The 1,589-nt window shown below is 43.7% G+C and carries 2 protein-coding genes; both read right to left on the bottom strand.

Features of this window, described 5'->3' with window-relative positions; all coding sequences use genetic code 11:
• Positions 1 to 935 (bottom strand): G5 domain-containing protein (locus EAF07_RS10370; protein ID WP_183121702.1); only part of this gene is annotated, 935 nt, incomplete at its 3' end.
• Positions 936 to 966: 31 nt separating this feature from the next.
• Positions 967 to 1,497, bottom strand: coding sequence for a TlpA family protein disulfide reductase (locus EAF07_RS10365; protein WP_183121701.1), 531 nt, complete (start codon positions 1,495 to 1,497; stop codon positions 967 to 969).
• Positions 1,498 to 1,589 lie beyond the last annotated feature (92 nt).

Raw genomic sequence — 1,589 nt, 5'->3', positions numbered from 1 at the left:
TCATCTTTAACGACTGGCACAACAATTGGCGTTCCCGGAATAACGGTGACTTCTTTTGTGCCAACTTCAATCACTTCTTCAACTGCTGGAGTAGTGATTTCTTCACTAACCTTGTTACGTTCAGTTTCCTTACCATCTACCGTACGAACAGAATAAGTAACCGTCTTAACACCATCTTTACCTGGGGTCACCACTTTTCGTTGACCTTTTTCAAGGTTTGGATTGTCAACCTCACGACTGGTAAATGGTACCGGCTCTTCTACCTTAACTTCTGAAACCACAACAACTGGTGCTTTCTTTGTACCGTATTCAATAATGGTATCAACCGGTGCTGTTTTGACCGTTTGGCTAATCGCCTCACGCTTATATTCAACGCCATCTTTTTTGTAGACCTTATAAGTCACTAGCGCTTCACCGTCTTTACCTGGCGTACGTGTTTCTTTACCTTCCTCCATATCTGGATTTGCCACACGTTTTTCTCCTGGGGCGATTGGCTCAATCACTACAATCTCTTCTGTCGTTTCAACTGGACCAGGTGAGGTGGGCTGTGGTTTAGGGTCTGGTTGCGGAGCTGGAGTCGTTCCGTACAACTCCTGACGAAGTTTTTCAACTTCTGCTAACAAGCCAGGGGCCTTAACTTCAATATTTTTAATATTTTTAAGTGCCGCTAGTGGAATTTTTTCAAAATCTTCTTTGGCAAACTCAAGCCCTTCTTCGCCTTCTGCCATCATTTCACGTGCACTTTTAATCAAGGCACGTGTGTCCTTGAACATCTTCATCTCAGGACCGCTTGGTACATCTTCATCCGCTGGGGGTTCTTCTGCGTGGGCAACGATTTGCCCTTTCGCGATAAGTTCAGGCAACGGTGACAGGACCCCTACTGATAAGAGGGTAATCGCTGACATCACGGCCGCTTTTTTTGTTCTTTTCTCCATGTAATATCTCCTTCTAGCAATTTAAAATTGCTTACTGTAAAAGTTCTTGCAAGGAACTTTCAACGGTTGACTTATCTGCTTCTGAAGAGGCGATCTTTTGAATCGTTCCTTCTGCGTTGACGAAAAGATAGGTCGGTATGGCTTCAACCCCTAACTTCGTCGCTGCATCTAATGTCACATCGTAATAATAAGGAAAGCTATAGCCTTCTTTTTCAATGTACGCTGAGGCCACTTCTTGCGTCTCCTCACCATTAGCTGTTCCTGTCGCATTGATAAACACAAATGCGACCTCATCTTTGTACTCATCATAGAGTTCATTCATGAACGGCAAGGCCGCTTGGCAATCTGGACACCAGCTCGCCCACTCCATAATCACGGTCGGTTTCCCTATAAATGAGCTAGAGTTTACCTCCTTACCTGATGAGTCTGTTATCACAAACTCTGGCAGGGGCTCCTTCTCTAACCCTTTGTCTACAAGTTGACTTTCTTGTTTACCTGCGGATTCTAAACCTAACTGTGAACGTATTGTGAGGACAACTCCCCCAACTACAACTATAAGCATGGCAATCACTAATATGATGAAATACTTATATCTCCCCAAACAGTCAACACCCCCTCTGAAAAAATTGGTTATTAAATCCATTCTAAATTATA

This window comes from Streptococcus hillyeri, assembly GCF_003686955.1.
Classification (GTDB): Bacteria; Bacillota; Bacilli; order Lactobacillales; family Streptococcaceae; genus Streptococcus; species Streptococcus hillyeri.
This window is presented reverse-complemented; position numbering and strand designations above follow the sequence as displayed.

Bases quoted from the DNA above. Each gene is read 5' to 3' on its own strand.
- EAF07_RS10365 (WP_183121701.1), bottom strand. From the start codon at position 1,497: ATGCTTATAGTTGTAGTTGGGGGAGTTGTCCTCACAATACGTTCACAG.